The sequence below is a fragment of the Streptomyces sp. NPDC048196 genome, from assembly GCF_040652715.1.
GTDB classification, from domain to species: Bacteria; Actinomycetota; Actinomycetes; order Streptomycetales; family Streptomycetaceae; genus Streptomyces; species Streptomyces siderophoricus.
Map to the genome: position 1 here is coordinate 134443 of NZ_JBEZMM010000003.1, position 25903 is coordinate 160345.

Consider the following 25903-nt stretch of genomic DNA (forward strand, 5'->3'; position numbering starts at 1 on the left):
CATGCAGGACCTCACCGACGAGCAGTTGGACGACCTCATCAAGGCCATCGGCCTCAAGCGGCCCCGCGGCGGCAGCCAGCGCAAGCCCATCGCCCACGGCACCTACCGCGGCGCCCGCCAACACCGGTACCGCAACGAGCCGCTGTGCCAGGACTGCCGGACCGCCGAGAATGCCTACCAGAACGCGCAGTACGCCGCCCGAAAGGCGGCCAACCGATGACCGCCCCGACCGTCGCCGCCCCGGCCGCTACCACGGCGGCCGGGCCCCGGCCGGACAGCGCCCCGGCGAGCACCCGCCCCCACGGCTACGCCCGTTACCGGCTCGACGGCTGCCGCTGCTACGTCTGCGGCTACGCCCGCGCCCAGTACGACGACAACCGCACCCGCGCCATCGCCTACGGCACCTGGCAACCATGGGTCGACGCCGAACCGGTCCGCCACCACATCCGCTACCTGCAGTCCTGCGACATGGGCCTGCGGGTCATCGCCACGGCGGCCGACGTGGACCGCAAGCGCCTGCAGGGCATCGTCACCGGCCGGCCGGAGCGCGGTACAGGACCGCAGGCGCATGTGCGCCCGGCTCTCGCGGCCGCCGTCCTCGCCGTCGAGCCCACCCTCGACAACCTCGGCGCCGCGACCGTCATCAACGCCACCGGCACCACCCGCCGTCTCCAGGCGCTGGGCGCCGCGGGCTGGCCACAGCACCACCTCGCTGTCCGACTCGGCATGTCCGACGGGAATTTCGGCGCCACCTTGCGCCGTGACCGTGTCATCGTCCGGACCGCTCGGGCCGTGCGCGGGCTGTACGACGAGCTGTGGCGGGCCGACCCGCGAGAGCACGGCGTCGACAGCCAGGCGTACAGCCGGGCCCGCAACCACGCTGCTGCCGAGCGGTGGGCGCCGGTCGGCACGTGGGACGACGACACCATCGACGACCCTGCGGCCTTCCCGGACTGGACCGGACGCTGCAGCACAGCGGAGGGCTACAACGACCACCGTCGGTTGGGGATCCCCATCTGCCCGCCATGCCGAGAGGCCGGCGCCCGGGATCGACGCGAGCGTGCTGGCCGACAGGCGGTGGCCTGATGGCAAACCACGAGCAGCCCCGCCACCTCGTACCTGACCACATCCCTGACCACCTGCGTGAAGCATTCGCCACCGCCAAGGGGCGCGCCATCTCTGCGCACAGCCCGTACCAGCTCGGCGACGCCGTCCAGCGCCACGGATACCGCGGCAACCTGCCCGGCCATGCCCAGACCGGATTCCGCGGGTGGGTTGTCGCCACCGTCGGCTCCACCATCCTCACTGGCATCACCACCGAGGGCGAGGAGTGGTGGGAGTACTGGGGCGACCTGGAACCGGACGGCCAGCCCGTCGACATCTGGCGGTGGTGTACCTGCTGCCGTGAGGCAAGGCGCCCGCTCCTGCTCGCCCATTACGCCCGCCAGCGTGCGGCCGGTGAACAGCTCGACCTGTTCAGCCAGGGCGCGGCATGACCGCCGCCCCGCGGCCGTGCGGCGCGCTCGGCGAGCACAACGGCCCCGTCCGGCCGTACGCGGCGGGCTGGCTCTGCTCCCGGCACTCGCCGTGGGGCCGGGCCGGCCGCCCGGTGCCGCAGCCCGGGCCCGGCTGGCCCGCCGACGCCTGGGACACCCCCTCGCCGCAGTCCGCCAGCCGCGTCCACGACGCCCAAGCCATCGCCAGCGGCAAACGCCGCTCGAATCCCGCCGCCTACCGCGCCGCACAGGCCGCCGTTGGCGCACGAAAGGACCCGAAGTGACCTTCTTCCACGGGGGATTCCCCGGGCTCAAAGTCGGCGACCTGCTGCTGCCGCCGGACCGCACCGGCACCGAGCACCGGCTCTCGGCCGCCGCCGAAACCCTCGGCGGGCCGGCCCACGCCACCCGCACGGACGTCGTGTACCTCACGACCCAGCGGGAGGTGGCCCGCGCGTACGCCGCGTTCTACCCGGACGGCGCCCTGTACCAGGTACTGCCGCAGTCGCCCGTCGATCCCGACCCGGACTGCCTCCAGCTGGACCTGTCCTGGCACTGCCCGGCCGCCGTGATCGTGGCCGTCATCGATCCGGTCGTGCTCTTCCGCAACCGCACGCCGGACCGCTGGCTGCGGATGCTCAACGGCCCGGCCCGAGGGAGCGCCGCCTGATGCCCGCCCGCCTCCGGATCCGGTACACGGACTGGCCGCGCCCGGCCATCGAGCTGACCGACACCCCGCGGCCCGGCTGCTGGGACTGCGACGGCGACGGCGGGTTCGAGGTCGCCGGCCGGAGCGGTCCCCAGCCCGAGACCGTGCTCTGCGACTGCTGGGACCCGGCCCGCGCGTGGCTCCTCAGCTACGTACCCCGCTGCATCGCCCGCCGCTGGCTCGGCTGGACCGACCGGCCCTTCTACGACGCCCCGCCGTTCTGACCTGCCCCGGAAGGACGCAAGTGAACTCCTGGCACCACGCCCAATCCTCCGCCCGCAAGTGGGGTGGCGAACCGCAGTTGTACCTCCCAATCCACGAGTTCATCGACAGCTCCAAGCGGATCATCGGCGATGTCCGGCACCGGTCCCTCTACCACCACACCGAAGGCATCTGGCTGTGCCAGCGAATCTTCGGCGTGACCCTCGACGTGCCCAAGGCCCGAACCACCGTGCAGGTTCCGGTCCGGCTCATCGCCGAACAGCACGTCCTCGAAGACCTCGGCTGGCTCCCATCCCCTGCGGACTACATCAACGGCATGCCCATCAAGCCGTGGATGTCCGGCAGCCAGCGCAAGACCGTCCCTCTCTCCCACCTACTCCTCAACCAGCCCACTGGAGAAACCAAGTGACCACCCAGACCAACTTCCTCGGCATCCCCGTCAACGGCGATGTCACGCGTGGCGAGACCCGCGTCGAGCAGAAGCCGATCGAAGAACTCCAGCCGATCCTCCAGGCCGTCCTCAACGACCCCACCATCGTCGAGTTCGGCTGGCAGCAGTACACCCCCTACTTCAACGACGGCGAGCCCTGCACCTTCCGCGTCAACAGCACCTGGGTGCGCACCACAGCCGACGCGGACGTCGAGGACGAGTACGAGCTGGAGATGTGGAGCCACCGCAGCCTCGGCAAGACGACGGGGGGCGAGTGGGTGGACGACCCCGACACCGGACTCCGGAAGAAGATCGGCGCCCAGTACGAAGGCCCGGACGAGGCCCGATACCAGCAGTGCAAGGCCCTGGAAGCGGCGATCGAGGGCGGCGCCTTCGAGAACGTCCTCCTTGACGCATTCGGCGACCACGCCGCCGTCACCGTCCGCCGCGACGGGATCGAAGTCGAGTTCTACGAGCACGACTGACCACCCGACACACCGGCCCCGGGGCGGGGCGACCACACCCCCGTCCCGGGCGCACAACCGCCGCCGCACCGCGAGAAAGAAGCAGCACATGCCGTGGTTCAAGATCGATGACGCGTCGCACAGCCACTACAAGTTCATCAAGGCTGGCAACGCGGCATTGGGTCTCTGGCTGCGTTGCGGCGCCTACTCCGCCCAGCACCTCACCGAAGGCATCATCCCCGGCGAGGTGGCCGAGCTGTACGGCTCCGGCCCCCAGGCCCGCAAGCTCGTCAAGGTCGGCCTGTGGCACGAGCACGAGCACACCTGCCCCCGCTGCCCCCAGCCCGATGCCGGCGACTACGTGGTGCACGACTTCTTCGAGGGCGGCCGCAACACCACCAGGGCCCAGCACGAGGCCAACAAGAAGGGGGCCGCTGAGCGGGCCGCGAAGAGCCGCGCCAACCGGAAAGCCTCGGGAAAAGCTGAAGATTCGCCCGCGAAAAGCGCTCCGAAAGCCGACGAAAACTCGGCGAATCCTTCCCCAAACGAACCCCATTTTCCGGCGTCCGCCGCAGGTCAGGAAGGGTTGTCACACCGTACGCCCTTCGACGGCGTCACAGCTGTCCAAGCCAAGCCAAGCCCTCCGTCTCCTCCAGAGGAGGAGACGGAGGAAGGACAGCTAGCTATGCGCGCGGGCACGAACGACGTCCCCCGCATCGGAGACCGGCCCCGCATCCCGCCCAACTGCCAGCCGCTCGTCGCCGCCGTACAGGCAGCCCGCCTGCACGTCGGCTGGGATCTCCGCCCCGAGGAATGGTTCCTCGTCGAGGCGCTCGTTCGCCGCTGCGGAATCCCGGCGCTCGTCGTCTCGGCGAACGCCAGCTGGCAGGGCGCCCGCAGCCAGCCCCGCAACGCCCGCTATTTCATCCCCGCTTGGCGCACCCTGCCCGACGCGCTCCCGGCCGCCGAGCCCGTCGACCTGCCCTCCGCGGTCGGCGAAGTAGTCCCGCTCGGCCCCGCCCCGCATACCGCTGGCGCCCGCCCCTCCACCACCGACGCCCGCGTACAGCAGGCCCTCGCCGCCGGCCGCCGCCTCCAGGCCCTCGCCGACGCCCAGAACGCCCAGGAGAACCAGTGATCACCTACGAACAGGCCGGTGAACTCCTCGGCCTCGCCGCCGCCCGCGACCAGCGCACCGTCGGCGAAGCCGACATCCTCGCCTGGCACGACGACCTGAACGAGGCAGGCATCACCTACGTGGATGCCCGCGCCGCGCTCACCCGCTTCTACGTGGCGCAGGGCGATCTGCGCGCCGAGGACCGGTTCCGTGCCACCACCCCCGACGTCATCCACCAGGCCAAGGCCCTGCGCCGTGAGCGGCTGACGAACTTCGTCTACGAGCCGCCGCCCGGCGACTCGGACCCGCACTACCTCGCCCGGCTCCGCGTCCAGCTCTCCGCCATGGCTGACGGCCGCATACCGGCCCTCAGCGCGGCGCCCGCTCTGGAGGGCGGCCCGTATCCGCGGTTCGTAGAGGAACTGGAAGCCCGGGGATACCAGGTCGGCCGTCCGATACCCAAGGACGAGGACGGGGACGACAGCACGACAGCGGAGGTCGCCAAGGTCCGCCGCCCGGGCCCGCTCGGTGTCGACTGCCCGTCCTGCAACGCGCCGATCGGCCGACCGTGCAAGACCCGGTTCCGACGCCCGCACGGTGCCCGCCGGCGCGTGGCTGCCGGGCAGCCCGCAGCGAGTGAGACGCCCACCGAGATCGAGCAGCGCCGGGCCGCGGCCCTCGCGCACCTCTCCGCCGCCGCGACCACGGAGGACGAACAGTGACCGGCGCCCCGATGCCCTCCAGCCTCCGCCGCGGCCGGCCCGCCCAGCTCGACAACGAGTGCCCCCGCTGCCGCGCCCAGCCCGGCGCCCGCTGCACCAGCCCCCGCGGCCGAACCCTCACCGACCCCCACCCCTCCCGCCTCGACACCACCGCGCACACCGAGGAGACGCAGCCATGGCCATACCGCCCGCCGCAGCCGCAGTGATCCGCGCCGCCCTCGACGACTACCGGCTGACCGTCCCGCCCACCCGCGGTACCGCAGCCGGCCAGGTCCACCGCATTGCCCAGTACCTCGCCGCCAGCGGCTACACCATCCGCCAGACCAGCACCCGCCTGGTCGGCCGCGCCGGGGACATCGACCCGGCCGCGCTCGCCGCCCTCCGCATGGCCCTCCAGATCTACGCCGTGCTCACCCCGCCCGAGCTGGCCACCCCGCAGGCCGCCACCGAGTACATCGCCGCTGAGATGACCGAGGCCGGCTGGTCCATCACGCCCGACACCCGCACCAGGAGCGCCGCCGCATGAACTGCACCGCCTGCACCGCCCCCCTCGACCACGCCGCCCAGCTCTGCCCGGCGTGCACCGGCGGCCTCGACGTCCGGCTGGCCGAACTCCCCGGGCTCTACCTGCTGCTGGCCGATCAGCTCCGTCCGGGCGCCGGACGATCCGACGGCCCCGTAGCCCTCGTCCGCGAGGCCCCGCTACCGGTACGTGAGGACGTCCTCGACATGCGCGCCGCCGGCGGCATGGTCACCACCCTGGAGTCGTGGCGCGAGGCCATGCAGGAAGCCCGCGGCTGGGGCCAGCCCGCCTGCACCGGCAGCATCGAACGACGCATCATGGCCGCCGCCCGCGGCCTGCAGCTCAACCTCGACTGGATCGCCGCCGAGTTCGAGGCCGCAGGGGACCTGGCTCGCGAGATACGCGCCCTGACCGGGCAGGTGAACGCGCTCCTCGACCCCGCCCCGCGCACGCTCTCCGTCGGCACCTGCGCCGCGGACCTCGGCCAGGGCGACATCTGCGACGCGCCACTCCGCGTCCCGGCCGGCACCACGACCGTACGCTGCCGACGCTGCGGCACCAACTACCCGCCGCACACCTGGATGACCCTGGCCACCGGCGCGTGGGCACCCGCGGGCGCCGCAGCATGACCCCGCGCGCACAGCTGTACGCCCGCCTCCTGGCCGCACGCCCCCACGCCGCCCTCTGTGGACGCCGAGCCAGCCATACGCCCCGCACACGGACTCTCGCGACCGCCTGATGGTCGCCGTCGTGCTGCTGGTCGCCCTCATCTGCCTGACGACCAGCACACTCACCACCCCACCCGACCGACATCGCCTCACCGGCCGCCTAAAGGGACATCACCGATGAACTGGAAAGAGACCCTTCCGCATGGCACCACCGTGGCCCTCCACGGCTACACCCTCACCCACCTGAACCGCATCACTCGCATAGCCGTCCTTCGCGGCTACCTGCGCGCCTCCGGCACCATCGCCGATCAGCTCGAAACTGCGTGGCACGCCATCGTCGAGAACCTCTGTGAAGCCGAACACCGCCCCGCCCCCAGCCAGTTGATCGACACCGCCCGCGCCGCGCTCTCTACCGCTTTCCGTGACGAGCTGCACCACCACGGCTACGTCCAGACCGACGTCGCCGCCGGCCGGGAAGCTATGCCCGCCTTCCAGCGGTACTGGAACCCGCCGGCTTCCTCCTCGCTGGAAGAGCGGGTGGTGGAGCGGACTGCGCTCGCTCAGATCTGGAACCAGCTGGCGCCCTCCGAGCAGCAGGCCCTTGAAGCGCTCGCCGCCACCGGCGACTACCAGAAGGCCGCGGCCGCCGTCGGGAAGAAGCAGGGCACCTTCAACGTCCTCGTCCGCAACGGCCGGCTCCGCTTCCTGGCAGCCTGGCACGACGGCGAACCCCCCTCGAGGGTGTGGCGTACCGACCGCCGAGTGGGAAGCCGGTCCGGCCGAGACACCCGCGGTCGGCAGCGCCTGACCGTCTCGCAGGTCGAGGCTTACCGGGGTCGGCAGCAGCAGGGGGAGACGATCCGAGCACTGGCCGCCGAGGCCGGCGTCAGTGAGTGCACTCTCGGCGCGCTGCTGCGCGGCAAGTTCCGGCCCGCCGACGACCTGGTGGTGGCGGGATGACGCGCAACTGCACCTGCCGCCACTGCCTCACCCCGGCCCCGGTCGTCGAACCCGAACCGGTCGCGCCCGTCGCACTCCCCACCGAGCCTCGGCAGTTCCGTGTCCACAACGAGGACGGCGACATCCAGAACTGCACCCTCCACCCCGACGGCACGATGACCATGGTCATGGCCGGGCAGGTGTGGCGATCCCTGCTCTCATTCGACGAGATGCGCCAGATGAACTGGGCGAACGCCCGCATCGAGTGGGACCCCGCGCCACTGGTACCGGAGGCTGAGGCACCACCGACAGCCGGCCCGGTACAGGACGCCATCCCGCTCCAGGAGGGCGGCCCGTGACCGATTGCGAAATGTGCGGTCGCCCTCTGCGCCGTCCGTCGCCCGACGGCCTCGGCCCCCGCTGCCGACGCAAGAAGCGCGCCGCGGAGCCCGAGTCTGACCGTACAACCACCGTGCCGGGGCGGCACTGGCTCGACCACGCCGCGCTCGCCGCCGCCGGCCAAACGGCCATCCCCATTCAGCCCGCGTTCAGCGACTGCGAACCCGCCTGGCGCCCGGCCCGCCGCCGACGCCGCATCACCGACGTACCCGGCCCTGACACCTGGCCCGCCCCCGAGGAGAACAGCCCGTGATCACATTCCTGCTCGGCCTGCTGCTCGGTGGGATCTCCGGCGGCGGCACCTACGCCCTCACCACCGACAGCCACCTGGCCCTCGTCGTCGGCGCCGTCGTCACGATCGCCTGCTGGCTCGGCGTCGCCGCCGTGATCTTCATCGACGAATGAACCGCTCCGCCCAGCCGAGCGCACCAACGCACACCGAGGAGGGCCAGTGACCGAGCCGACCACCGAACACCTCATACGTACCCTGCTCCGCAACGTCCGCCCCGACACCTCCGGTTGCTGGGAGTGGACCGGTCCGCGGGACACCGACGGCTACGGCAAGGCGTCCGCGGACGGCCGCACGGTCAGTGCGCACCGCTGGCTGTGGACGCTGCTCCGCGGTGAACTCCCGCCCACGCAGCACCTCGACCACCTGTGCCGCAACCGCGCATGCGTCAGCCCAGACCACCTCGAACCCGTCAGTTGCGGCGAGAACATACGTCGCGGCCACCTCGCCCGCGGCACCCACATCTGCCCCGAGCACGGCCTCAAGAGTCGCCGCGCCTCCGGCCGGCTCGTCTGCCGCGCGTGTGACGCCCGAGCCGCCCGCATCCGCCGCGCCGCCCAGCACGCCGCCTGACCCACCTCGCCCGGCCGCCACCACGGCGGCCGGGCCCAGCACTGGAGACCCACATGCCCCAACACTTCGCATCGATCGGAGAGGCAATCGGCTCCGCCATGGCCCACAACGCCCGCATGGCCGCCGACCTCGCCGCCGCCCACCGCCTTGCCGAACAGCCGCCGACCGTCGGCCCTACCCCGACCGGCGGCAACGCCGAGGACTGCCCCCGCTGCACCGGCCACACCACCGAGCTGGCCCGGGACTGCCCCGCCTGCGAGGCCGGCATCCCGCACACCGAGCACTGCCCCACCCCCGAGACGCACAACTGGGGCTGCGGATGCCCCACCGACGCCATGCGACAGGACACCGGCCAGGACGTCGCGCCCGGCCCGAGCAGCTACCCGTACCTCGACACGCTCGGCGTCCTCCTGTCCCGCATGGTCCGCGGGGTGCTCCTCGAAGCCGAGCGCCCGCTGCTGCGCGAGCACGTCGAGCACCTGCTCACCGACCGCAGCCGGTCTGAACACGCCGCCAGCCGACTCATGGAACAGCGGCAGGAGCTGGCCGAAGAGCGGTACGCATGGCAGGAACGCGGCGACCGGGCCGAGGCCGCCCTCCGCCGGGTGCGCGCCGAATGCGACGCCATCGAGGCCGAGCGCGCGCGGGTGGACGAGCCGTTCGGCGATGGCATGGTGGACGCTACGGCCCGGGTCCGCATCGCCATTGCCGGGCCCGCAGCCGACCGGCAGCCCGCGCCATGCCCGCCCGGAGGAGGCTGCACGCTCTGCAGCGAATGCACCTACTGTCTCGCGCACCAGCACCCGGCCGAGGGCGGATGCCACCCCCGCCGCTGACCGCAGCGCCGACGCCCCGCCGATCAGATAGGCGGGGCGCCGTCACGTCCACACGTCCGGCCCGCCGCCGCGCCACTCGATCAGCGCGGCGTCGTCGAGTCGCACCTCCTCCGGATCGAGGCCGGCCCGGCGCAGGAACTCCAGCAGATCGGCCGGCCGGTATGCACCACCACGGGCGGACGCTCGGCCATACCCCCACCGTGCCGCCCCTGGCTGCGCCCCGCACGCTGGCCACGACCACATGACGGAGACCCCGGCCCGTTCCGGGCGGGGTCTCCGTCGCGTGCGCGCTTACTCGGGCGACTCGGGCGCCTTCTTCGGTCTCACGGTCCCCGAGCCTTTGTAACCGCGGAATACGTCCTGCACCGTGCTGAGCTTGCAACCGAGCCGATCGGCGATGGCCCGGTACGAGAGGCCGTTACCCCCGTCCCACAGCTCGCGGATCAGGTCGCTGCGCTCTGCCGACCACTGCCGATTGCGCTCAACCTGCGCGGCCATGATCCGGCTCTTCGCCCTGACCCGCTCTTCTCGATCCGCGATCTGCTCGACCGCATCAAGGGCGTCCGACACGCGGCGCACCTCCTCGTCGCTCATCCCGGCCCTTTCTTCGGTGGGCCGCTTGCCACGAGCGTAGGGGACCCCTACAGTCATGGGCAAGCAGCCTGCGCTGCTGATGCACGAAGGCCCCGGCCCGGCGCTGCACACGCCATATGGGCCGGGGCCAGACCCACCCACACGCGTCTCAAGGGAGTGGATCCGCCATGGATCGTACCCAGCCCACCCCGGCCCCCCGCCACACCATCGCCGTCGGCATCCTCGGCCGCCGCGCCGGCCGAACCATCGCCACCGTGCGCACCGAGGCCGGCACCACCGGCACCGTCCGCCGCGACGACTCCGCCTCCAGCCGCAGCCACGCCATGGCCTACGTCCCCACCGGCACCCCGCGCATCGAGATCGGCGAGACCGACACCCGCCGGCGCGTCTGGTCCATCCGCGAGCTGGACGCCGTGCACACCCACTCCGGGGGCACCGGCACCGTGACCGCCCGGCAGATCGACCAGACCACCATTGAGGTCACCCTCGCCGTCGGCCCCGTGCAGGTGTTCACGGACTGGGAGCCGGGCGAGGAGTCCTACGCCGCCGCTCTGCCCGTCATCCGCGCCCTCACCAGTACCGCCCGATGAGCCGCCGCGCCCCGCTGGACTGGCTGCTGACCACCGCCGCGGACAAGCTCCCCACCGGTTCCCCGAACGCCCCCATCACCCGCGAGCGGATCGCCCTGACCATCGAGCTCGTCATCTGGGACTGGCACGGCACCGGCGACCCCACCACGGACTCCATCGCCGACACCAACGCCCTGCGCAGCGTCCTGCTGGGGCTCCCGATCCGCGGAGCCACCCGCGCCGAGTACGCCGCCCGCGTACGCCTCGCCGCACAGGGGGTGTCGCTGTGACGATCACCGACCCGCGCCCGGCCGAACCGACCGACGAGGCCCGCGCGCTCCTCGCCGAGGCCGCCGCCGACTACGCCGCCAACGAGGAGAACCGCCGCCACGCCGAGGCGAACGCTCGGGCCGACGCCGCGGACAACGGAGGTACCTGATGAACGCCACCCTCGCAGCCCAGCAGGCAGCCCTCGACGCGGCCGCGCAGCTGGCCCGCGCCCTCGGACACCTACCCAGCGCCAACATCGACGTCAACCACCACTCCCCGGAGCGGATCGAGATCAGCGTTCACGACGGTCTCGACCGATTCGAGCAGTGGCGCGAGGCCCTCGGCATCCCCACCGCAGCCCTCAACTACCGCACCAGCGTGACCGGCATGCACATCCGATCCAGCACCACCTGGAACGGCATCGAGATCCAACTCACCGGCTACGCCCCCGCGATCAACACCGACCGCGTCACGCACTGACGCCCGGACCGGCCCGGCCCGCCAGCCCCAACGCGCGGGCCCCGCCATCCCCCTGGAGCACCACGTGGACCTCACACCCGCCACCGAGTGGGTCACCGCCCACCCCTGGCCCGCTGGCATCATCGGCGGCGCCATTGCGGCCGGCCTCGCCCTCGCCGCTCGGCGCCTCGGCCACGCCGTCCTCGTCGCAGCCGTCGGCGCCATGGTCTGCACCGCCTACAGCGCGGACACCAGCTGGCGATTCGCCGCGCACCGCCTCGGCATGACCGACGACAGTGAACGCCTCGTCATGTTCGCCGCCGCGGAGATCGCCCTGCTCGCCTGCGGCCTGCTCGCCCGCGCGACCAAGGCCGCCACCTCCACCGACGACACCGCTGGCACCGCCGGCGTCCCCGGCGCCCTCGTCTGGGCCGTCACCGGTGTGCAGATCATCCCCGCCTTCTCGGAGTCCGGGCTCGTCGGCGGAACGGTCCGCGCGTTCATCGGGCCCGTGATGGCCGGCCTGCTCTGGCACCTCGCCATGGGCCTGGAAATCCGGCTCGTGCGCCCCGGCGCCCTCTCCACCGGCCTCCCCGCCACGATCGGCCGAGAACTACGCGAGCGGCTGCTGTCCCGCCTCGGCCTCGCCGTACGCGACCGATCGGCCGAGCAGATCAGCCGCGACCGCGCCACCGCACGCGTCGTACGCCTCGCATCCCGCAAGCGCCTCTTTGGCTGGGGCCGCAAGCGCCTCGCCGCGGCCGTCACCCGGTCACACGTCGCCACCGACCCCAACCAGCGCCAACGCCTCATGCTCGAACTCGCCGCCCGCCGCGGGGCAACGGACCTGACAACCATCACGCTGCCGTCCACATGGGACCCGCCACAGGAACCGGCACGGCCCCGTACCCACCTCGCCGTCACAGGTACGCACCTGCGCGCCATGGACCCCATAGACGCCATCCGCCAGGTACAGGCGGCCCACCCAGACCTCGACCCAGCCCACCTCGCAGCGCACTGCACCGAGTACGGACTCGTCGTATCCGAGACCCAGGTACGCGTAGCAACCCGCGCCGGCAACCCCAACCCGCACCCGCGTACCCGTACCCCGAACGCCGAACCCGAGGTACAGGTACACCGCGTACCCGCCACCGAGCACGCCGACGAACCCATCCCCCGTGCCCTCGACAAGACCCCCAGCCTCACCCTCGAACTCGCACCGATGGGGGACCTGCACCCCGAGGTACGCACCCGCGTACCCGTACTCGCCGCAGGCCACAGCCGGTCCGTCGTCCACGCCAAGGTTCCGCCGCACCCCGAGGTACCCGACGTACCCGCGCACCCGCAGCCCCCAGGCGCCAGTGAGGACCCGCTCATCCAAAGAGCCCGCGCCCTTCAGGGCGACGGCCCGCCACCCACCATCAAGACCCTCAAACGCGAACTGCGCATCGGCCAGGCGAAGGCCCAGGAGATCCGCCGCGTACTCGACACCCAGGTACAACCCGTACCTGCAGAAGGGGACTGAGATGCACGCCGTACCCGCCGTGCTCTTCTTCGGCACCACCGCGCTCGTCGGCCTCGTCGGGCTGCTGGCCCTCGCACCCCGCCGCACCCTCCGCCGAGCCGAGCCGTACGCCCTCCCCGCCGTGCGCACCCTCGCCCTCCTCACCGTCACCGCGGCCTACGTCGCCACCCTCTTCCACCACTGAGGAACCCTCATGTCCGAACCGGCGAAGATCAGCCGCGTGATCCCGTCGGGGGAGCAGCAGGCATGGCCGGTCCGCCCAGGCACCCCCGGCGGGCCGGACGCTTCACCGCTGCTCGGCCCGCCCGTGCCGTACGGCACCCCCAACCCGCCACCGTGGCGACCCGTCACACCCCCACCTCCGCCGCCCGCTGCCCCCTGGCTGCCGGCCGCGCCCCCGCCCGACCCCGGGCCCATCGAAGTGCGCGTCACCGTCGACCTGATCGGCCCCCAGCCTGAGCCCGAGCCGGAGCGCCGGGACTGGTCCTGGCTCACCAGCCGCGTCCGCCCGTGGGCCTCGCTCATCAGCGGCGTGGTGGTGCTCGGCCCCTGGTTCGGCGGCACCAGCGCCGTCGGCGCCTGGTCAAGGGCCATGCACGACGCCCGCACCGAGGCCGGCATCCTCCCCGCCTACATCATCGCCGGCACCGCCCTCGCCATCGCCTTTTATGCCGACGACCGCCGCCCCCGCTGGTGGACCCGCGGCGCTCTGCTCGTCGCCCTGGTCGGCGGCACCGGCGCCATGGCCTGGTTCGACCCCGTTACCGCCCTCACTGGAGTACGCCCGTGACCACCGCAACGTCCCTCTCCCTCGGCGGCCTCGCCCTCTCCCTCGTCGTGGCCTACGCCAACTTGTGGCCCTGGTGGAAGGCAGGCCACGACCCGAAGAAGATCATTCCGTTCGCCCAGGGCTTCTCGCTCGGCGCCATCTCCACCATCTGCGCGGGCGGCGTCCTCGGCTGGCTCGCCGGTTGCTCCGCCGGCGCCGGAAACACCGGCGGCGGCAAGGTGCTCGGTGGGATCACCGGCGCGAGTGGGGGTGGCACCCTGGCCCGCGGCGACCTCGGCCACCTCACCCCCGAGGGGGGAGTCGTCGTGCTGCTGATGACCGTCGGGGTCGTCATGGCCTGGCGGTCCGCGGGGAAGGCCGACAAGAAGCGGACCGCGGGCGGGGCGTTCGTCGGGTCGACTCTGACCCTGACGGCCGGGGTTGCCAGCCTCCTCGGATTCCTGCCCGAGGCGATCAACGCGATCGGGGAGCAGGGCCGCGCCGTCATCGAGAGCGCGGGCATCCTGTGAACCGCCTGCATTCCACGGCCGATCGCCTCTGGTGCGGCAGCATCGAAGTGGCCCGCCGCCGGGCGAACCGGATCACGGCATGGGTCCGTTCCTCTCCGACCAGCCGGGGGGCCTGGGTCCGTCTCGGTGTCGTGCTCGGCCTCGCTTGGATCGCGGTGCGCGCCTGCCGCACCGCGCCCAGTCTGCTGTGGGTGGTCACCGCCGGCTGGCTGTGGGCCGCCTACCGAGCCGGCCGCGATCACGCCTCGGCGGCCCCCGCTGAGGACGCCGAACCGGCCCCCGCCGAGGCGGCCGAGAACGCCCCCGACGGCCCCTCCACGGAGGCCGTGCGCACCCTCCTCCTCGACCTCATGGGGGATGACCGCGGGGTGCACCTCTCCACCGTCCTGGCACACATGCAGGAGGAGGGGCAGGGGGTGGGCTGGAAGGTGGGCGATTTGAGGGTCCGTCTGGAGGCTCTGGGCATCCCTGTCGACCCCAAGCTGAAGCTCTCCGGCGTGCCCACCCGGGGCGTTCGCAAGGAGGCTCTCCTGCCCCCTTCCCCGGCGGAGGCCCCGGCCCCGTCTCCCGAGGCGTCTACCGCCGCCTGACCTGCACGTCTACCGCCCCATCTCCCGCCGTCTACCGGCCATCTCCCGCCCCGTCTACCAGGCCAACTACCCGAAGGGAACCCGCCCATGGACCGTCAGCAGGCCATCGAGGCCGCCGCCCGCAAGGTGCTCGAACACGGCGGCCCCGAGTGCCGCACCGACCCGCGGACCGTCACCGACGCCATGGCCGCCGCCCTCGACCTCGGGGCGACGCACGACGACATCACCGCCGAGATGAAGCGCCAACGCGGCGCCTGAAAGGACCACCGATGCCTCAGTACGCCTACCTGATCGCCCGCACCGACCCCGACACCGACGACGACCGCCGCGTCATGTCCCGCGGCACGCAGACCCTCAGCGACGACCAAGACCCAGCCGCGTTCGCCGCCACTCGGCTGGCGCAGAACCGGGTGGAGCACAGCTACTACACCGGGCCCCGCCGCATCTCTTACTGGCCGCACGAGTTCGGCGCGCCGCTCCCGCGGACTGCGCCAGCCGAGGCCGAGCACATCGACGGCTGAACACGTACTTCCCGGAGCGGCCGCCCGCCTGGCAGCTAGCCGGCCGCCCCGGTCCCATCCCGCACGCGAGACAGGACCGCCATCATGGCACTCCGCAAGAGCATCCCCATGTCCGAGCTGCGCGAGAAGCGCGGCGGCCGCGACGACGAGCGGCACGGCCGCGACTATCAGGCCAGCCGCGGCGGCTGGGTCGAGCGCGACGAGCGGCCGGTACCCGGCACCCCGAAGTGATCAACTCGCGCCAAACCGACAGAAGTTGATCTAATTCAATGTGCAACTATTGCTCTGGCTCGCACGTCTCACGTGCAGAGCCGCCACACACCCCCCACAACTTCATAAGGAGATTCCGCATGCGAAAGACCCTCGCCTGCGCCGCCGCGGCCCTCGCGGCCTGCGCTCTCACCAGCAGCCCCACCCACGCCGCCACCCTCACAACGGCCGGCACCGGCTGGAAGCTCGCCACCGAACTGGGCGTCACCTCCGCCAGCCCCCGCGAGACGTACACCGTCACCTACCAGTCCGACGCCGTCCGCAAGTTCTACGCCCCGCAGATCCAGCGCGCCGTCGACCAGATCAACAGCACGACCGGCCTACACCTCGCCATCGGCGGCGTCGAGGCCATGGACCCCAACAAGTGCGGGCCCGACTGGCACATCCAGGTCCTGGAACTCAAGAACCCCATGGGCGACGACCCACCCCGGCTGGTCACAAGGCATGCCCTGCCCCAACCCGGCCATGGGCATGAGCCGCGGCGGCATCGTCGCCATGAACAGCTCCTACCGCGACGGCTCCTGGCCCATCAAGCAGGAGACGCTGCAGGACACATCCGTTCACGAAGTGCTGCACACCCTCGGCCTCGGCCACCCCAACTACGACGCAGACAAAGACGGCGCCATCGAGTCGTACGAGTGCGTCGCCACCAGCTACGGCAACCGCCCGATCATGTGCAGCCCCAACGGGGGCTACGCCACATGGAACAACGTCGGCCGTCTCACCGGCTACGACATCAACGGCCTGAAGGCCCTCACCTCCAACGCCACGGCGCAGGGACTCAAGTAGGCCCGTTGTCAGTGCCCCCGCGTACCGTCGAACGCGTCAACCATCCGAGCTGCTGGCGCTCCTCGGACCCCCGCCCCGCCCCCGGATACAGCGACCGGGCGGCGGGGCGAACCCGTTTCACCGCGGGCATCATGGACACATGAACACGCCCGTTCTCGTCGACATCTACGCCGCCGCCCACCACTGCGGCGTCAAGCCCGGAGCCCTCCGCGTACGCCTCCACCGCGGCACCCTCACCCGCCACGGTCACGATCGCCACGGCCGCGCCCTCGTCGACCTCCGTGAACTCCCCGCACAACCCGCACCAGTCGCCGCTTGACCGAAGCTCCGACCTGCTGTAACACTGAGGCCGTTCTTCGCATGCCCAGACACACGCGAACCACAGCCCCGAAGCCCCAACCGGACACACGGTTTGGGGCCTTTCGCTTCCCCCGCCCCGCGGCATACGGGACCATGACCCCGAAACCGCGACCCAGGGGGAACCCGCATGTTCGGCTCCAAGAAGAGCGCTGAAGAAAAGACCGCCTCCAAGGCTGTGACCGAGCTACGTCTCGCAGCGGCAAGCATCGGCGGCATGATGGTCCGAAAAGACCCCCTACGATTCACCGCCCCCGGCCAGATGGACGTCCCAGTGGCCGGCGCTCAGGTCACCGTGGACCGTGGAGAGGCCGCAAAGCGCATCACCGCCACCCGCGTAGCCCTAACAGGGATCTTCGCCCTCGCGTTGAAGAAGGACAACACCAAGCTGTTCATCACCATCGAGGGCGCCGACGGCTCCGCGATGCTCCTCGACTGCAACGCCAAGAAGGAAGCCGCAGCCCGCAAGTTCGCGATCCTCGTTCACACCAAGCACCCCGCGTAGCCCCCGGGCCCGCGGCCTACCGCGGGAGGTGGCCATGGGAACGGGCTACAACTTCTACCGCCCCCAGGTCACCCCCGCCGGCATCGGTGCCTACACCGCTTCCGCCGGCGCTGCGCTGGAGGCACTGCGCCCGGACCTGCCGAGTGACCAAGGGCTGCTCGCGTGGACCTACGACCCGAACATGGCCGGACACGTCACCGCCCAGAGCAGCGGCGGCGTAGCCGGACGCATCACCCTCGTGCGGATCATCATCCGCAAACAGATCACATGGTCATCCATCTGGCTCGGCCTCGCCGGAGTCGACACCGCGGCCACCCTGTCGAACTGCTACCTCGGCGCATACGACTCGGGCGGCAACCTCAAGGGCGTCACCGCGGACCTGAGCGCCCAACTCGTCAACGCCGCCAACGCCAAGGCCATCGGCTTCGCCCTCACCACACCGTTCACCGCGACGCCCGGCACGTACTTCATCGCCCTGCTGCTCGGCGGGACGTGGACCACCAACACGTTCACGCTGAAGGCGAGCGGAGCCGGCATCTCCGTCAACGCTGGCTTGACCGCACCGAACCTGCGCTACTCCACCATGCTCACCGGGCAGACCAGCCTGCCCGGAACCCTGAACCTTGCCTCCCAGGCCACCAGCACCATCACCACGGGCTGGGGCAGCCAGTGGTACGGCGTCAGCTGACCGATCGGAGGACCCCGTGGCCACACATACCGTAGCCAGCGGCGAGGTAGGCGCCCACGCGCTCACCCTCACCGCGAACACCATTGAGACCGTGGCGTTCGAGGGCGGCCTCGGTACCGTCACCGTCCTCTCCCACGACGGTGCAAGCCCCGTGTACTTCACCACCGACGGCACCACACCCACCGTGGCAGGCTCGCACTGCTGGTGCGTACCCGCAGCCATAGGAGCCGTCACCGTCCCCGTATCGACGTACGGGCCCAACAGCATCAAGGCCATCAGCGCGGGCACCCCCACCATCAGCGTGCAGCGCGGCACCTGACCCCCTCCCGGTACCTCCCCCGGGTAGCCCCTCCCCCTGGAAGAGGAGGCCCCGTGCCCTACGCCCCACCATCCCGCTGCAGAGATCCCCAGTGCCACGAGCTGGCCGCCAAGGGCGGACGATGCGACGAGCACCAGCCCATCGCATGGGCAGGCCGAGACGACAAGCAAGCGCGATACGGAATCAGCTCGGGCACATGGCGCAAACTCAAGCGTCGAGTCGCACAGCGCGACAACGAGTGCTGCTACTCGTGCGGCGTCGCACAGCCAGACGACCCTGACGAACCACGCCACGTCCTCGACCACATCACGCCCATCGCCGAAGGCGGCTCGGTCACCTCCATGGACAACCTCGGACTGCTCTGCACCGACTGCGACACCGCCAAGAGCCGTGCCGAAGCCCAACGAGGCACACAACGAGCACGAACACGACGAGCACGTGGCCATAGCGCATCCTGACCCCAGGAGGACCGCATGCCCATCACCACGACGGCACACGTGCTCCTGACCGTCCCCACCCCCCACGGCGACCCCATCCACGGGGACCTCGGCACCATCAGCGTGCCGACCAACGGCACAGCCCTCCCGGAACCCGAACTTCGATCAGCCCTCGGCAACCTGCTCGTTGCCGCCGGCCAGTACCTCCTCGCGGGCGGCCACTTCCCCCACCCCGACACCACCCCGGGGGTAGGGGAGTCGGAATCACCACGGTGATCCCCTGGGGCCCCGCCGCGGTCAACTGGGGAGATGCGTGCACAGAATCTGGGATGGGGGGTCTGGATCATGGGGCGTACCGCGCAGCCTGCCGGCCTCAAGCTGATCAAGGGCCGAGGTGATGGGAAGGACTCGGCCGGACGGCCGGTTAACCCGGGGCCGGCGTTCAAGCGGGTGCCGCCGACCGCGCCGGAGTGGCTGACGGATGAGGCGCGCGCCGAGTGGGACCGGGTGGTGCCGGGGTTGACTCGGCTGGATCTGCTGAAGCCCGAGGATCGGGCCGTGCTGTCGAGCTACTGCGAGACGTGGGCGGTGTTCGTCGAGGCGACGCAGACGGTGCAGCGCGAGGGTCTGACGATCGAGGCGAAGCAGGGCACGCTGGCGCATCCGGCCGTGGGGATCGCGCGCGCAGCCGGCCGGGAGTTGCGCTCCCTCGCCGCTCACTTCGGCCTGACACCCTCGACGGAACAGGCCCTGGCGCGAGGGGCAGACGATGGCGACGAGGAAGAGAACCCCTTCGCCTGAGCCGCCGGCCGCGTACCTGGACGAGGCTCTGCTGGAACGGCTGAAGCTCTCGCCCGAGGTGGCGTGGTACCTGGCGGAGCGCGGGATCCCGCTGCCGGAGACGCCACCGATGGTGAAGACACCGGAGCCGCGGGAGGTGCCGGGAGCACGGTTCGATCCGGTACGCGTCGACAAGGTCATCAAGGCGTTCGGTCTGCTGCGACACACACAGGGGCAGTGGGCGGGGCAGCCGCTGCGTCCGGACCCGTGGCAGGTGGCCTACATCCTGGCGCCCGTGTTCGGCTGGGTCGTCTGGGATGACGACGCGGACATGTACGTGCGGATCATCCGTGAGTTGTTCGTGGATGTGCCGCGGAAGAACGGCAAGTCGACGCTGGCCGGTGGCATCGCGATCTACATGACGTGCGCGGACGGGGAGCCGGCCGCGCAGTGCATCACCGCGGCGACGACGAAGGAGCAGGCGGGTTTCGTCTTCGAGCCGGTGAAGCGGCTGGCGGAGTCGGCTCCGGCGTTGAAGCGACACGTCAAGCCGATGAAGAGCGTGATCTACCACCCCAAGAGTGGCTCGTACTTCAAGCCGATCTCGTCGGTGGCCGGTGCTCAGCACGGCGCGAACCTGCACAACGCGATCATCGATGAGCTGCACGAGCACAAGACGCCGGAGCTGGTGGAGACGATCGAGACGGGCACCGGTTCCCGGCGCCAGCCGCTGATCGTCATCATCACCACGGCGGACGCGGGCAAGAAGGAGTCGATCTACGGTCGGAAGCGGGATCGGATCGAGCAGCTGGCCCGCGGGGTGTTCACGGCTCCGAGCGTGTACGGCGTGGTGTTCGCGGTGCCGAAGGACGCCGACCCGTACAGCGAGGAGACGTGGAAGGCCGCAAACCCCGGGTATGGAGTGTCGCCAACACGCTCGTACCTGGCCGCCCGCGCCGACGAGGCCAAGCAATCGCCGGCCGACCTGGCGAAGTTCCTGCGCCTGCACCTTGGCGTGCGGACAAAGCAGCAGACGAAGTTCGTGACGCTGGAGTCGTGGCGCGCGAACGCCGCGCTCGTCGACGAGGAGAAGCTGAAGGGCCGCGAGGCATACGGCGGCCTTGACCTCGGCAGCGTCTCGGACCTCAACGCGCTGTGCTGGCTGTTCCCGGACGACTCGGACGGGTCGCTGGACGCGCTGTGGCGCTTCTGGACGCCGGAGGACAACATCCCGGCCCTGGACAAGCGGACAGCTGGCGCGGCCTCGCGATGGGTACGTGAGGGATGGCTGCGCACGACGCCCGGGAACGTGACGGACTACGACTTCATCAAGGAGCAGATCCGCCGGGACCTGGGGTTCTTCAAGGTGAAGGCGATCGGCTATGACCGGTGGAACAGCACGCAACTCACGAACGATCTGGAGGGTGAGCGCGCACCGCTGGTGAAGGTCGGGCAGGGCTTCGTGACGATGTCGCCGGCACTGAAGGCGGTGCAGCGTCAGCTACTGCTCGGCATGAAGGCGGTCGAGGCTGGGGGCCAGCCGATGCTGCGGCACGACGGCAACCCGGTGATGGCGTGGATGGTCGACAACTTGGCGGTGGCCATGGATGCGGCCGGGAACGTGAAGCCGGACAAGGCCAACTCGGGCGAGAAGATCGACGGCGTCTCAGCGCTGTGCGATGCGATGTCCGAGGTGCTGGCGCGGCCGCCGCGGCGGAAGTCTGCGTACTCGGATGAGGACGACGACGAACTGATGGTCGTGTAGCGGCCGAGAAGGGGGGCCGCGGTGTTCGCGTGGCGTCGTACGGCGGTCCGGCGACGGGTCGTGGTGAACCTGGCCGAACGGGCGTTCTCTGGCGTCCTGTGGGCGAAGCGAGGGCCGCTGTTGGTGCTGCGGGACGTGCAGCTGCTGGAGGCTGGCCGGGCGCCGCAGGCGGTTGACGGCGAGGTCGTCATCGAGCGGGCCCGGGTGGAGTTCATGCAGGTGCTCGCGGGCGGGGGTGGCTGACCGTGTCGTTCGTTGTCTCCTCGGGCCAGCTGTCGGTGACGGGCGCTGGGGTGACGCCGGGGTATGCGGCGATGCCGTTGCCGGCGGCGCCGTGGGAGTTCGCGGAGATCTGGCGGACCCAGCCGCAGGTCCGTACGGTGATCGGTTTCCTGGCGCGCAACGTCGCCCAGCTTGGTGTCCATGTGTTCCGGCGGCTGTCGGATACGGACCGGGAGCGGCTGACGGACCACCCGCTGGCGCAGTTGCTGGCGGAGCCGGTGCCGCGGATGACGACGTACCGCTGGGTGGAGCGGCTGGTGTCGGACGTGGCGCTGTACGACAACGCGTACGGGATCAAGCTTCGATTGGACGGCCGGCTGCGGGTGCTGCCGGTGCCGCCGACGCTGATTCGCCCGCACGGCGGGAACTGGATCGCCCCGGAGTACTACGAGACGGCGGGCGGCCGTGACTTCGCGGTTGAGGACGTGGTGCACATCCACGGCTACTCGCCGGAGGGCTTGACGTGCGGGTCGTCGCCGATCGAGTCGCTGCGGGAACTGCTCCTGGAGTCTTCGGAGTCCGCGAAGACGAGGGCCCAGATGTGGCGGGGCGGCGCCCGGATGACGGGTGTGCTCCAGCGGCCGGCCGACGCCCCGGAGTGGGGGGCGAAGGACAAGCTGAGGTTCCGCGAGATGTGGCGGAGCTTCACACAGGGCGGCGGCGCGGAGGGCGGCACGCCGATCCTGGAGGACGGCATGCAGTACGTGCCGGTCGGGTTCGACCCGAAGGCGGCGCAGTACATCGAGGCGCGGAAGCTGACGCGCGAGGAGGTGTCGGCGGCGTACTTCATCCCGCCGCCGCTGATCGGAATCTTGGATCACGCGACGTACTCCAACATCAAGGAGCAGCACGCGCACCTGTACCAGGACACGTTGGGGCCGTGGCTGGTGATGCTTGAGCAGGAGTTCGGCGCGCAGATCCTGCCGGACCTGCCGGGCGAGAACAGCGATGTGTACTGCGAGTTCAACATCCAGGCGAAGATGCGCGGGTCGTTCGAGGAGCAGGCTGCGGCGGCGTCCACGGCGACAGGCGGGCCGTGGATGACGCGCAATGAGATCCGGGCCCGGAACAATCTGCCGGCGGTTGAGGGCGGCGACGAGCTGATCGTGCCCATGAACGTCACCGAAGGCGGCCTCGCATCGCCGAGGGATACGGCGCCGGAGCCGGACGCGCTCCCAAAAGCGCGGGGCCTGGCGCTGGTCAAGAGCGGCAGGCCGGCTGATCTGGGCACCGGCGTGGCGGAGCAGGACGACCTGACGACGGCGCTGGTGCGATGGACGGAGAAGGCAGCTGCCAAGCTGCTCGACGCGGCCGGCGCCAAGGCCGACGGTGTGCCGGATCTCCTGAAGCTGTGGGCCGAGGGTCATGAGGACCGGCTCGCCCAGCTACAGACGATGCTGGCCGACCATGGGTATCGGCTGGCGCAGGTCGGCGCGTGGGAGGTGCTGGCCGAGCACAATCCCTCGGCAGAGGGCTGGTCGGCCGAGGTGATGCTCGCGTGGATCCTCGCGGCAGCGGAGACCCACGCCGAGCAGCATGAGGAGGCCGGGCGGAAGGCTGTGGCCGCGGTGCAGGACGAGGGCGGCGACGGCTGGCGCGACGGGCTGAAGGCGGCGGCCGGGGCCTGGGCGGTCGCAGCGGACATGCGGGCGGCCACGGCGGCGACTGAGCTGCGCAGCTTCGGCGGCCACGATGCGGCCGAAGCGTCGGGCCTCGACAAGAAGATCTGGCGGACCGGCGGCAAGAACCCGCGGGCATCGCACAAGGCGCAAGACGGCGAGGCCGTGAGTCTCGACGACGTGTTCAGCAACGGCCTGCGCTGGCCGGGCGACGGCCAGGGCGCGGCCAAGGAGACCGCGCGCTGCAACTGCACTCTCGACTATGCGAAGGAGGGATGACGCCGTGCGTACGAAGGACTTTGCCGCGAAGGTGAAGGCGGCGGGCGTCGCCGACGGCCTGGCCGAGGGGCAGTTCACCGCCCTGGTGTCGGTGTTCGGCAACGAGGACAGCGTCGGGGACATCGTCCGCCCGGGCGCGTTCACGGAGACGCTGGCCAAGTGGTCCGAGAAGGGCGACCCGATCCCCGTCATCTGGAGCCACGCGTGGGGTGACCCGTTCGCGCACATCGGTACGGTGGTCAAGGCGCAGGAGACCCTGCAGGGGCTGGAGGTCACCGGGCAGATCGATGACCTGGACACCAACCCCACGGCGCAGCAGGTGTACCGCCTACTGAAGGGCCGCCGCGTCACGCAGTTCTCGTTCGCGTACGACGTGAACGAGGGCGCGTGGGTGTCGGACGAGGAGCACCCGTGGGGCGGCTACTACGAGCTGCGCAAGGTGTCCCTGCATGAGGTGGGCCCGTGCCTGGTCGGCGCGAACCAGGAGACGGAGCTGTTGGCGGCGAAGGCGCACAGCATCGCCCGCGGCGCGAAGGCCGGCCGCGTCCTGTCACAGAAGAACTTCGAGACGCTGACCAGCGCATACGAGTCGATCGGTGAGGTGCTTTCCAGCGCCGCCCCCGAGAAGGCCGCCGCGCCGAAGAAGACCACGACCGAGGAACCCGGCCAGCCGGGCCCCGCGGCGGCCGCAGGCAAGGAACCTGCCGCCCAGCCCGTGGTTGCCCCGCCCGCCAAGGGATCGGCCTCGGATGACGAGCTGGCGGCCCGCGTGGCCGAGCTCGTGGCCGCTGAACTCGCCAAGGGCACGGCGGCCGGAAGCAGCACGACGACCGACAGCAGCACCGAGGACGAGACCACGCCGGATCCCCGCGAAGCGCCCGAGGGCGCCGCCACGGCCGGTGCCGCCTCCGCCCGTCTGCGCACCGATCTCGAACTCCTGGAGTTCGAGGCATCGCTCACGGAATGAGGACACGCACATGCCGACCATGACCATCGAGGATCTGACCGGCCAGATGAAGCACGCCCTGGAGCAGGCGCGTGCCATCGCGAAGAACGCCGAGGACGAGGATCGCGATTTCACCCCGGAGGAAGCCGGCCAGCTGCGCGAGCACATGGCCAAGGCCACCGAGGCGAAGAGCCAGATCGAGAAGCTGAAGGGCAACGATGCCCTGCGCAAGTCGCTCGCCGACCTCGGCGACGACATCGCCCTGAACGCCAAGACCGACGACGACGGCCGCCGCCGGACCGCGAGCGGCTTCGAGCTTCCCGACCGGCGCAAGAGTGTCGGCGAGCAGTTCACCGACTCCGCCGAGTACAAGGCGCTGCTGGCCACCGCGCCCTCCGGGACGTTCGGCGCCAAGCAGCGCGTGCAGTCCGGCCTGGCCGGTTTCAAGTCGCTGGTCACAGGCGTCTCCGACACGTCGGCCGGCGCGTTCGTCACCAACGACCAGCTCGGCCTGCAGGTAGGTCTGGACGTCCTGCAGCGGCCGCTGCGTCTCCGGGACGTCGTCACGTCCGGCACAACGACCAGTGACACGGTCGAGTACGTGCGGATGACCAGCATCACCAACAACGCCGCTCCGGTGGCCGAGGCCACCACCGCGGCGGCGCCCACCGCCCCGGGCAGTGCGGGCGCGCTGGTGAACGCCACCGGCGGCGGCTACAAGCCGGAGAGCGCGCTGGCCGCGGCGAAGGTGAGCGCGCCGGTGCGGACGATCGCGCACTGGATTCCGATCACCAAGCGGGCCCTGTCCGACGCCGCGCAGGTCCGCACCCTGATCGACGCGTTCCTTCGCTACGGGCTGGAGGAGGAACTCGAAGACCAGATGGTGCAGGGCGACGGCACCGGCGAGAACTTCGAAGGCGTCGGCTCCGTGTCGGGCGTGCAGGCGCAGAGCTGGGACACCAACGCGCTGGTGACGCTCCGGAAGGCCAAGACGAAGGTCCGCACTGTCGGCCGCTCGGTGCCCAACGCGTATCTGCTCAACCCGGCCGACGTCGAGACGATTGACCTGCTGCAGGACAACGAGGGCCGCTTCTACTTCGGGGGGCCGTCTGGCGTCGGCACCGCGTCGATGCTGTGGGGCCTTCCCGTCATCGAGACCGAGGCCGTCCCGGCGGGCACCGGCTACGTCGGCGACTGGCGCAAGGCGATCCTGTGGGACCGCGAGCAGGCCACCATCCAGATGACCGACAGCCACCTGGACTTCTTCGTCCGCAACCTCGTCGCGATCCTCGCCGAGATGCGTGCGGCCTTCGGTGTCGTCCAGCCGTCCGCGTTCGTCGAGGTCGACCTGACCGCCTGATCGGAGGCAGCACCATGGCGTACCTGAACCCGAGCGCGGGCGCGGCCCGCGAAGGCAAGCAGGCGGACGCACAGGCGGACGTCGGCGCCCTGACGTCGGCGGCGGCCTCGGGGGCGAACCCGACGAAGGCCGAGTTCGACAAGACTGTGGCGGACCTGGCGACGCTGCGCACGGCCTACAACGGCCTGCTGGCCAAGCTGCGCGCGGCCGGCCTGCTGGCCCCCTGATGTTCACCCTTCGCACCGCGTCAGGGCGGTGCCCATGTGGCGCGCAGAACGCCGCATGCGGCCCGC

Annotated in this window: 47 protein-coding genes; 45 read left to right on the top strand and 2 right to left on the bottom strand. The window is 71.0% G+C overall.

Features of this window, described 5'->3' with window-relative positions; genetic code table 11:
• Position 1: 1 nt before the first annotated feature.
• The 19 genes from AB0E02_RS05875 (at position 2) to AB0E02_RS05965 (ending at position 9387) form a co-directional block, all read left to right on the top strand.
• On the top strand, positions 2-220 hold the full coding sequence (locus AB0E02_RS05875; protein ID WP_362136424.1) for a hypothetical protein: 219 nt from the start codon (positions 2-4) through the stop codon (positions 218-220).
• Positions 217-1086, top strand: a complete 870-nt coding sequence (locus tag AB0E02_RS05880) for a hypothetical protein (RefSeq protein ID WP_362136426.1) — start codon at positions 217-219, stop codon at positions 1084-1086. The genes AB0E02_RS05875 and AB0E02_RS05880 overlap by 4 nt, the downstream gene beginning before the upstream one ends.
• Positions 1086-1496: a hypothetical protein gene (locus AB0E02_RS05885; RefSeq protein ID WP_362136428.1), complete on the top strand. Its 411-nt coding sequence runs from the start codon at positions 1086-1088 to the stop codon at positions 1494-1496. Before AB0E02_RS05880 ends, AB0E02_RS05885 begins: the two co-directional genes overlap by 1 nt.
• Positions 1493-1780: a hypothetical protein gene (locus AB0E02_RS05890; protein WP_362136430.1), complete on the top strand. Its 288-nt coding sequence runs from the start codon at positions 1493-1495 to the stop codon at positions 1778-1780. Before AB0E02_RS05885 ends, AB0E02_RS05890 begins: the two co-directional genes overlap by 4 nt.
• The gene (locus AB0E02_RS05895) at positions 1777-2166 is read left to right on the top strand and encodes a hypothetical protein (RefSeq protein ID WP_362136432.1); all 390 of its coding nucleotides are present in this window, start codon (positions 1777-1779) and stop codon (positions 2164-2166) included. Before AB0E02_RS05890 ends, AB0E02_RS05895 begins: the two co-directional genes overlap by 4 nt.
• Positions 2166-2429 carry a hypothetical protein gene (locus AB0E02_RS05900; protein WP_362136434.1) on the top strand — a complete coding sequence of 88 codons (264 nt, stop codon included), beginning with the start codon at positions 2166-2168 and terminating at the stop codon, positions 2427-2429. Before AB0E02_RS05895 ends, AB0E02_RS05900 begins: the two co-directional genes overlap by 1 nt.
• A gap of 20 nt (positions 2430-2449) precedes the next feature.
• Positions 2450-2836, top strand: coding sequence for a hypothetical protein (locus tag AB0E02_RS05905; RefSeq protein ID WP_362136436.1), 387 nt, complete (start codon positions 2450-2452; stop codon positions 2834-2836).
• Positions 2833-3342: a hypothetical protein gene (locus AB0E02_RS05910; RefSeq protein ID WP_362136438.1), complete on the top strand. Its 510-nt coding sequence runs from the start codon at positions 2833-2835 to the stop codon at positions 3340-3342. The genes AB0E02_RS05905 and AB0E02_RS05910 overlap by 4 nt, the downstream gene beginning before the upstream one ends.
• Positions 3343-3430: 88 nt before the next feature.
• The gene (locus tag AB0E02_RS05915) at positions 3431-4459 is read left to right on the top strand and encodes a mucin-2 (RefSeq protein ID WP_362136440.1); all 1029 of its coding nucleotides are present in this window, start codon (positions 3431-3433) and stop codon (positions 4457-4459) included.
• The gene (locus AB0E02_RS05920) at positions 4456-5160 is read left to right on the top strand and encodes a hypothetical protein (protein WP_362136442.1); all 705 of its coding nucleotides are present in this window, start codon (positions 4456-4458) and stop codon (positions 5158-5160) included. Before AB0E02_RS05915 ends, AB0E02_RS05920 begins: the two co-directional genes overlap by 4 nt.
• Positions 5161-5171: 11 nt before the next feature.
• Positions 5172-5366, top strand: coding sequence for a hypothetical protein (locus tag AB0E02_RS05925; RefSeq protein WP_362136444.1), 195 nt, complete (start codon positions 5172-5174; stop codon positions 5364-5366).
• Complete coding sequence (locus AB0E02_RS05930; protein WP_362136446.1) at positions 5336-5686, top strand: hypothetical protein; 351 nt, start codon at positions 5336-5338, stop codon at positions 5684-5686. The genes AB0E02_RS05925 and AB0E02_RS05930 overlap by 31 nt, the downstream gene beginning before the upstream one ends.
• Positions 5683-6312: a hypothetical protein gene (locus AB0E02_RS05935; protein ID WP_362136448.1), complete on the top strand. Its 630-nt coding sequence runs from the start codon at positions 5683-5685 to the stop codon at positions 6310-6312. The genes AB0E02_RS05930 and AB0E02_RS05935 overlap by 4 nt, the downstream gene beginning before the upstream one ends.
• Positions 6313-6528: 216 nt before the next feature.
• Positions 6529-7311 (top strand): hypothetical protein, encoded by a 783-nt coding sequence (locus tag AB0E02_RS05940; RefSeq protein ID WP_362136450.1) that lies wholly within the window; start codon positions 6529-6531, stop codon positions 7309-7311.
• Positions 7308-7649 (top strand): hypothetical protein, encoded by a 342-nt coding sequence (locus AB0E02_RS05945; protein ID WP_362136452.1) that lies wholly within the window; start codon positions 7308-7310, stop codon positions 7647-7649. Before AB0E02_RS05940 ends, AB0E02_RS05945 begins: the two co-directional genes overlap by 4 nt.
• Positions 7646-7942, top strand: coding sequence for a hypothetical protein (locus AB0E02_RS05950; RefSeq protein WP_362136454.1), 297 nt, complete (start codon positions 7646-7648; stop codon positions 7940-7942). Before AB0E02_RS05945 ends, AB0E02_RS05950 begins: the two co-directional genes overlap by 4 nt.
• Positions 7939-8094, top strand: a complete 156-nt coding sequence (locus AB0E02_RS05955) for a hypothetical protein (RefSeq protein WP_362136456.1) — start codon at positions 7939-7941, stop codon at positions 8092-8094. The genes AB0E02_RS05950 and AB0E02_RS05955 overlap by 4 nt, the downstream gene beginning before the upstream one ends.
• 46 nt (positions 8095-8140) lie before the next feature.
• The gene (locus tag AB0E02_RS05960; RefSeq protein ID WP_362136458.1) at positions 8141-8551 is read left to right on the top strand and encodes an HNH endonuclease signature motif containing protein; all 411 of its coding nucleotides are present in this window, start codon (positions 8141-8143) and stop codon (positions 8549-8551) included.
• Between the two features lie 53 nt (positions 8552-8604).
• A complete protein-coding gene (locus AB0E02_RS05965) occupies positions 8605-9387 on the top strand; it encodes a hypothetical protein (protein WP_362136460.1) in 783 nt (260 codons plus the stop codon).
• 42 nt (positions 9388-9429) lie between these two features.
• Here the strand turns inward: AB0E02_RS05965 and AB0E02_RS05970 are convergent, their stop codons facing one another.
• Entirely contained in the window at positions 9430-9630 is a 201-nt protein-coding gene (locus AB0E02_RS05970) for a hypothetical protein (RefSeq protein WP_362136462.1), read from the bottom strand.
• A 48-nt stretch (positions 9631-9678) separates the two neighbouring features.
• Positions 9679-9981: a helix-turn-helix domain-containing protein gene (locus AB0E02_RS05975; protein ID WP_362136464.1), complete on the bottom strand. Its 303-nt coding sequence runs from the start codon at positions 9979-9981 to the stop codon at positions 9679-9681.
• 167 nt (positions 9982-10148) lie between these two features.
• Between AB0E02_RS05975 and AB0E02_RS05980 the strand changes: the two genes are divergently transcribed.
• The 26 genes from AB0E02_RS05980 (at position 10149) to AB0E02_RS06105 (ending at position 25837) form a co-directional block, all read left to right on the top strand.
• Positions 10149-10571 carry a hypothetical protein gene (locus AB0E02_RS05980; protein WP_362136466.1) on the top strand — a complete coding sequence of 141 codons (423 nt, stop codon included), beginning with the start codon at positions 10149-10151 and terminating at the stop codon, positions 10569-10571.
• The gene (locus AB0E02_RS05985; RefSeq protein ID WP_362136468.1) at positions 10568-10840 is read left to right on the top strand and encodes a hypothetical protein; all 273 of its coding nucleotides are present in this window, start codon (positions 10568-10570) and stop codon (positions 10838-10840) included. The genes AB0E02_RS05980 and AB0E02_RS05985 overlap by 4 nt, the downstream gene beginning before the upstream one ends.
• Positions 10837-10989, top strand: coding sequence for a hypothetical protein (locus AB0E02_RS05990; protein WP_362136470.1), 153 nt, complete (start codon positions 10837-10839; stop codon positions 10987-10989). The genes AB0E02_RS05985 and AB0E02_RS05990 overlap by 4 nt, the downstream gene beginning before the upstream one ends.
• Positions 10989-11300, top strand: a complete 312-nt coding sequence (locus tag AB0E02_RS05995; protein WP_362136472.1) for a hypothetical protein — start codon at positions 10989-10991, stop codon at positions 11298-11300. Before AB0E02_RS05990 ends, AB0E02_RS05995 begins: the two co-directional genes overlap by 1 nt.
• 64 nt (positions 11301-11364) lie before the next feature.
• Positions 11365-12804: a hypothetical protein gene (locus tag AB0E02_RS06000; protein WP_362136474.1), complete on the top strand. Its 1440-nt coding sequence runs from the start codon at positions 11365-11367 to the stop codon at positions 12802-12804.
• Position 12805: 1 nt separating this feature from the next.
• Positions 12806-12988, top strand: coding sequence for a hypothetical protein (locus tag AB0E02_RS06005; protein ID WP_362136476.1), 183 nt, complete (start codon positions 12806-12808; stop codon positions 12986-12988).
• 9 nt (positions 12989-12997) lie between these two features.
• Positions 12998-13594 (top strand): hypothetical protein, encoded by a 597-nt coding sequence (locus AB0E02_RS06010; protein ID WP_362136478.1) that lies wholly within the window; start codon positions 12998-13000, stop codon positions 13592-13594.
• Positions 13591-14103, top strand: coding sequence for a hypothetical protein (locus AB0E02_RS06015; protein WP_362136480.1), 513 nt, complete (start codon positions 13591-13593; stop codon positions 14101-14103). Before AB0E02_RS06010 ends, AB0E02_RS06015 begins: the two co-directional genes overlap by 4 nt.
• A gap of 131 nt (positions 14104-14234) precedes the next feature.
• Positions 14235-14693 (top strand): hypothetical protein, encoded by a 459-nt coding sequence (locus AB0E02_RS06020; RefSeq protein ID WP_362136482.1) that lies wholly within the window; start codon positions 14235-14237, stop codon positions 14691-14693.
• 87 nt (positions 14694-14780) lie between these two features.
• Positions 14781-14951 carry a hypothetical protein gene (locus AB0E02_RS06025; RefSeq protein WP_362136484.1) on the top strand — a complete coding sequence of 57 codons (171 nt, stop codon included), beginning with the start codon at positions 14781-14783 and terminating at the stop codon, positions 14949-14951.
• Positions 14952-14962: 11 nt separating this feature from the next.
• The gene (locus AB0E02_RS06030) at positions 14963-15214 is read left to right on the top strand and encodes a hypothetical protein (RefSeq protein ID WP_362136486.1); all 252 of its coding nucleotides are present in this window, start codon (positions 14963-14965) and stop codon (positions 15212-15214) included.
• A gap of 84 nt (positions 15215-15298) precedes the next feature.
• Positions 15299-15445, top strand: coding sequence for a hypothetical protein (locus tag AB0E02_RS06035; protein WP_362136488.1), 147 nt, complete (start codon positions 15299-15301; stop codon positions 15443-15445).
• A 483-nt stretch (positions 15446-15928) separates the two neighbouring features.
• Positions 15929-16273 (top strand): hypothetical protein, encoded by a 345-nt coding sequence (locus AB0E02_RS06040; protein WP_362136490.1) that lies wholly within the window; start codon positions 15929-15931, stop codon positions 16271-16273.
• Positions 16274-16412: 139 nt separating this feature from the next.
• Positions 16413-16592, top strand: coding sequence for a hypothetical protein (locus AB0E02_RS06045; protein ID WP_362136492.1), 180 nt, complete (start codon positions 16413-16415; stop codon positions 16590-16592).
• Between the two features lie 168 nt (positions 16593-16760).
• The gene (locus AB0E02_RS06050) at positions 16761-17135 is read left to right on the top strand and encodes a hypothetical protein (RefSeq protein ID WP_362136494.1); all 375 of its coding nucleotides are present in this window, start codon (positions 16761-16763) and stop codon (positions 17133-17135) included.
• A gap of 34 nt (positions 17136-17169) precedes the next feature.
• Positions 17170-17823, top strand: coding sequence for a hypothetical protein (locus AB0E02_RS06055; RefSeq protein ID WP_362136496.1), 654 nt, complete (start codon positions 17170-17172; stop codon positions 17821-17823).
• Between the two features lie 16 nt (positions 17824-17839).
• Complete coding sequence (locus AB0E02_RS06060) at positions 17840-18142, top strand: hypothetical protein (protein WP_362136498.1); 303 nt, start codon at positions 17840-17842, stop codon at positions 18140-18142.
• A gap of 53 nt (positions 18143-18195) precedes the next feature.
• The gene (locus AB0E02_RS06065) at positions 18196-18600 is read left to right on the top strand and encodes an HNH endonuclease (RefSeq protein ID WP_362136500.1); all 405 of its coding nucleotides are present in this window, start codon (positions 18196-18198) and stop codon (positions 18598-18600) included.
• 15 nt (positions 18601-18615) lie between these two features.
• Positions 18616-18855: a hypothetical protein gene (locus AB0E02_RS06070; RefSeq protein ID WP_362136502.1), complete on the top strand. Its 240-nt coding sequence runs from the start codon at positions 18616-18618 to the stop codon at positions 18853-18855.
• A gap of 33 nt (positions 18856-18888) precedes the next feature.
• Positions 18889-19380, top strand: a complete 492-nt coding sequence (locus tag AB0E02_RS06075; protein ID WP_362136504.1) for a phage terminase small subunit P27 family — start codon at positions 18889-18891, stop codon at positions 19378-19380.
• Positions 19349-21124, top strand: coding sequence for a terminase TerL endonuclease subunit (locus AB0E02_RS06080; RefSeq protein ID WP_362136506.1), 1776 nt, complete (start codon positions 19349-19351; stop codon positions 21122-21124). The genes AB0E02_RS06075 and AB0E02_RS06080 overlap by 32 nt, the downstream gene beginning before the upstream one ends.
• 21 nt (positions 21125-21145) lie before the next feature.
• Positions 21146-21367 carry a hypothetical protein gene (locus AB0E02_RS06085; protein WP_362136508.1) on the top strand — a complete coding sequence of 74 codons (222 nt, stop codon included), beginning with the start codon at positions 21146-21148 and terminating at the stop codon, positions 21365-21367.
• A 71-nt stretch (positions 21368-21438) separates the two neighbouring features.
• A complete protein-coding gene (locus AB0E02_RS06090) occupies positions 21439-23304 on the top strand; it encodes a phage portal protein (protein ID WP_362136796.1) in 1866 nt (621 codons plus the stop codon).
• A 4-nt stretch (positions 23305-23308) separates the two neighbouring features.
• Positions 23309-24271 (top strand): HK97 family phage prohead protease, encoded by a 963-nt coding sequence (locus AB0E02_RS06095; protein WP_362136510.1) that lies wholly within the window; start codon positions 23309-23311, stop codon positions 24269-24271.
• 10 nt (positions 24272-24281) lie between these two features.
• Positions 24282-25610, top strand: coding sequence for a phage major capsid protein (locus AB0E02_RS06100; protein WP_362136512.1), 1329 nt, complete (start codon positions 24282-24284; stop codon positions 25608-25610).
• A 14-nt stretch (positions 25611-25624) separates the two neighbouring features.
• Entirely contained in the window at positions 25625-25837 is a 213-nt protein-coding gene (locus tag AB0E02_RS06105) for a hypothetical protein (protein WP_362136514.1), read from the top strand.
• Positions 25838-25903: the final 66 nt, after the last annotated feature.